The sequence below is a fragment of the Devosia sp. genome, assembly GCF_036406155.1.
GTDB lineage: Bacteria > Pseudomonadota > Alphaproteobacteria > Rhizobiales > Devosiaceae > Devosia_A.
Genome location: NZ_DASWVV010000081.1, coordinates 1 through 3,747, shown reverse-complemented (window position 1 = coordinate 3,747; position 3,747 = coordinate 1). Strand labels below are relative to the sequence as shown.

General features: G+C 69.7%; 3 protein-coding genes. 2 read left to right on the top strand and 1 reads right to left on the bottom strand.

Annotated elements, in window-relative coordinates:
• Nucleotides 1-405 (bottom strand): GNAT family N-acetyltransferase (locus VGD93_RS05280; RefSeq protein ID WP_395009908.1); only part of this gene is annotated, 405 nt, incomplete at its 3' end.
• 102 nt (nt 406-507) lie between these two features.
• Between VGD93_RS05280 and VGD93_RS05275 the strand changes: the two genes are divergently transcribed.
• The gene (locus VGD93_RS05275; protein WP_395009906.1) at nt 508-2,004 is read left to right on the top strand and encodes a CoA-acylating methylmalonate-semialdehyde dehydrogenase; all 1,497 of its coding nucleotides are present in this window, start codon (nt 508-510) and stop codon (nt 2,002-2,004) included.
• A gap of 1,239 nt (nt 2,005-3,243) precedes the next feature.
• The coding region (locus VGD93_RS05270) for a helix-turn-helix transcriptional regulator (protein ID WP_395009904.1) at nt 3,244-3,747 on the top strand (504 nt) is incomplete at its 3' end.

Below are 3,747 nucleotides of genomic sequence, written 5' to 3'. Positions count from 1 at the left end.
GCCGGGGCAGACCCGGTGGGCGTCGGCGTTGGCGTAGAAGCAGATGTCGGGGCGAAGGGCCTTCAGCGCGTCGTAGACGGCCACGCCGTCGGCGATGCCGGTGGGGTGGTTGCAGACCACGATCGCCCGGCCCTGCGCGGGGACGCGGTCGAGTCCGCTGGCCGCCACCTGCACCGACAGCAGCTCGGAGACGTGCTCCAGGGCCGCGCGTCCGGGCAGCGGGGCGATCGCGTCGGCCATCCGCCGCGCCTTGCCGTAGTCCAGCAGGGCGTAGAGCAGCGGGCGCAGCACGGGCCAGGCGGCCGAGCCCGACAGCTTCGGCGCGCGCTCGGCGATCAGGGCGTCCACGATGTGGTCGGCGCCCCTCGGGCGGGCCAGGGCCGGGGCGTGGCTCAACGCGGTCATGGGCGGAACATGCGCCGCCGTCCCGCTCGCGGGCAAGCGCCGGGCGGCGCCTCCCGCAACGGAAGCTAGGCGCTCCGGGGCGTTGGGCGTAGAACGCCGGCCATGCGAGACATCACCCATTTCATCGACGGCGCGCCCGTTGCAGGCCAGTCCGGCCGCTTCGGCGACGTGTTCAACCCCAACACCGGCGAGGTGCAGGCCCGCGTCGCCCTGGCGACCGAGGCCGAGCTCGACAAGGCGGTCCAGTCGGCGCTGCGGGCGCAGCAGACCTGGGCCCTGGTCAACCCGCAGCGGCGCGCCCGGGTCATGTTCGAGTTCAAGCGGCTGGTGGAAGCCCGCATGGACGAGCTGGCCGAGGTCCTGTCGTCCGAGCACGGCAAGGTGATCGCCGACTCCAAGGGCGACATCCAGCGCGGCCTGGAGGTCATCGAATTCGCCTGCGGCATCCCGCACGTGCTGAAGGGCGAGTACACCGAGGGCGCGGGCCCCGGGATCGACGTCTATTCGATGCGCCAGCCGCTGGGCGTCTGCGCGGGGATCACCCCGTTCAACTTCCCGGCCATGATCCCGATGTGGATGTTCGGCATCGCCATCGCGACGGGCAACAGCTTCATCCTGAAGCCGTCGGAGAAGGATCCGACGGTGCCGGTGCGCCTGGCCGAGCTGATGATGGAGGCCGGCGCGCCCGCGGGCGTGCTGAACGTCGTGCACGGCGACAAGGTCGCGGTGGACGCCATCCTCGACCACGCCGACATCAAGGCGGTGAGCTTCGTGGGCTCGTCCGACATCGCCCACTACGTCTACAGCCGCGGCACGGCTGCGGGTAAGCGGGTCCAGGCCATGGGCGGGGCCAAGAACCACGGCATCATCCTGCCCGACGCCGACCTGGAGCAGGCGACCAAGGACCTGATCGGCGCCGCCTACGGCTCGGCCGGCGAGCGCTGCATGGCCCTGCCGGTGGTCGTGCCGGTGGGCAGGAAGACCGCCGACGAGCTGCGCGAGCGCGTGCTGGCCGAGATCGACACCCTGAAGGTCGGCCTATCGACCGACCCCGCCGCGCAGTACGGCCCGGTGGTGTCGGAGGCCCACAAGAAGCGGGTCAGCGACTACATCCAGATGGGCGTGGACGAAGGCGCCGAGCTGGTCGTCGACGGCCGCGGCTTCAGCCTGCAGGGCTATGAGAAGGGCTACTTCATCGGCCCCAGCCTGTTCGACCAGGTGAAGCCTTCGATGAAGACCTACCAGGAAGAGATCTTCGGGCCCGTCCTGCAGATCGTGCGGGCCGAGACCTTCGAGGAGGCCCTGCGCCTGCCGTCCGAGCACCAGTACGGCAACGGCGTGGCGATCTTCACCCGCAACGGCCGGGCCGCACGCGAGTTCGCCAGCCGCGTCAACGTCGGCATGGTGGGGATCAACGTGCCGATCCCGGTGCCGGTGGCCTACCACACCTTCGGCGGCTGGAAGCGCAGCGCCTTCGGCGACACCAACCAGCACGGCATGGAAGGGGTGAAGTTCTACACCAAGGTGAAGACGATCACCGCCCGCTGGCCGGAAGGCGCCGTCGAGGACAGCGCCTTCGTCATCCCGACGATGAAATAGGTCCCTCCCGGGCGGCCTCTCGCCCTCGCGAGGACCGGCCCGCCCGAACTGCCGCCCGGAAGCGTCGAGCCTTCCGGGCGGCGCTTTCCCGGAACTCCCTGATGCCCAAGCCCTGCGACCCCGTCACCGAGCGCCTGCTCAAGCTCCGTCCCGGAGCCTCGTGGTTCGTCAGCAGATCGAGGATTGGTTTCGCCACTTTGCGCAAGCATGCGCCCGGCAGCGACTGGCGCGCCGAAGCGAGAGAGGGCGGATTCGTCGTCACGCGCCTTCGCTGAGACCGGCGACGGCCTGCGATCTGCGAGGATGTAGGCGCTTGCGGGGGCCTGCTCCGCCCCCGCAGAAGGTCCGCTTGTCCTTCCGCCTGAAGGTCTGAAACTGGCGCATCGCCGACACGAGCCCACCAACGGGCGGCGCAGCTGGGTACCCTGCCGGGGAGGCCGCACCGCTGCGCCTGCAAGCTTAACCGCGCTCGATCACCCGACCGCAAGGATGACGGCGCACCATCTACGGAAAGCAAAAGCGGAAGGCTGCGATGGTTCGGTCGCCGACATTCTTCGCCCTCCTGACGAGCCTTGTGGCGGCTTGCGCTGCACCAAGCCCGGGCTTAGCCGTCAACCCACCCCCCGTCGGTGGGCGTCACGCGGATCGTGTGCATGAGGCCGCCTCCGTGCTGTCGACGCGGAGTTCGACCACCTGCTCCGGACCGATCCAGAGCGGCTCGCCGCTCAAGTCGTCACTCGGCAAGTTTGGCCAGGATCTTCGGGTGCCGACCTAAGCCCAATCTAGCCTTGCTCTGCTCTCTCGACGCCTCCGCCGAAGCGAAGACATCGCCGCGCTGCAGGCGTCCACCCGAACTTCGCAACGCCTCATTGGCGGACCTTCGTCGCATGTTTGCGGCGCTGGCTCAGTTCGGCGCCCTCGCGCCAGGCAGAATCGGCTGCGCGCCGTCGCCTGAGGGCGGCGCCTCGGACTTCTGGCCTTCACGTCGGCTGTCTTAGTGGCGGTTCGGCCGGGCCGCGCCGTCATCCCGGCTGGCCCTGCAGCTGATGCGGCGAGAGGTCGTCTCCGTGCTGCGGCCGCTGGGCGGGCGTCTTAGGGAAGGACTCTGACCGGCGCCGCCGGCCAGGCGCACACTCCGCTGACCTCTCATTTCATATACCAGGTTATCGACGCGGGAGGCGGGCGGTTCGATGGTGCGCGGGGAGAGAGGCCGCCTCGTCGTTAGGGCGGATCGTGTCCATGGCCGAGACGTACGACTCCGATCCGGCGCCGTCCCCATGGGGTTGGCTGCAGCTGGAGCCCCGGTTCGAACTCAGTTTCGACGGACGCGTGCTGTCGCGGAACGCGGCGGCCGAGGCGCTGCTCAGCCGCGGCGCCGTCAGCGCCCCCGGAGGGCGCCTGAAGCTTGGCTGCCTCGCCAGCAATCGCGCGCTGGAACGCGCGCTCGAGCGGCTGCTCGACCGGAGGCGGTCCAACCGGGCGGACCGGACCCGCATCGTCGTCCGGCTCATGGACAGTGACTGGCGGGCGGCCGACCTATTCGCTGCGCCCGGCCTGGATCGCGCCCTCTTGGTGCTTCAGGGGGATCCCATGCCGGCCAGCGAGCACATGGGGGCGGTCTGCGAGGCCTTCGATCTCACCCAGTGCGAAAGCGATGTCCTCGGCTTGCTGTCGGACGGGCTCTGCCCGAAGGAGATCGCTCGCGAGCTCGACATCTCCGAGCATACAGTGCGCTCTCATCTG